Source organism: Streptococcus sp. CF10-1 (assembly GCF_024295825.1).
Lineage (GTDB): Bacteria > Bacillota > Bacilli > Lactobacillales > Streptococcaceae > Streptococcus.
This window is the reverse complement of record NZ_JANCPQ010000020.1, coordinates 1-585: the sequence shown is the minus strand read 5'-3', so window position 1 is coordinate 585 and position 585 is coordinate 1. Positions and strand designations below refer to the sequence as shown.

1 rRNA gene is annotated in these 585 nt (G+C 57.3%); it reads right to left on the bottom strand.

From position 1 onward, the window contains the following. Nucleotides 1–585, bottom strand: a 16S ribosomal RNA gene (locus NMM25_RS10530); the annotation flags it as partial.

Genomic DNA, 585 nt, shown 5'->3' with positions numbered 1-585 from the left:
CGTTGCATCGAATTAATCCGCATGCTCCGCCGCTTGTGCGGGCCCCCGTCAATTTCTTTGAGTTTTAGCCTTGCGGCCGTACTCCCCAGGCGGGGCACTTAATGCGTTAGCTACGGCGCGGAAAACGTGGAATGTCCCCCACACCTAGTGCCCAACGTTTACGGCATGGACTACCAGGGTATCTAATCCTGTTCGCTCCCCATGCTTTCGCTTCTCAGCGTCAGTTACAGCCCAGAGACCTGCCTTCGCCATCGGTGTTCCTCCTGATATCTGCGCATTCCACCGCTACACCAGGAATTCCAGTCTCCCCTACTGCACTCTAGTCTGCCCGTACCCACTGCAATACACGGGGTTAAGCCCCGGCCTTTCACAGCAGACGCGACAAACCGCCTACAAGCTCTTTACGCCCAATAATTCCGGACAACGCTCGCGCCCTACGTATTACCGCGGCTGCTGGCACGTAGTTAGCCGGCGCTTTCTCTGCAGGTACCGTCAATCTCTCTTCTTCCCTGCTAACAGAGGTTTACAACCCGAAGGCCGTCATCCCTCACGCGGCGTCGCTGCATCAGGCTTGCGCCCATTGTG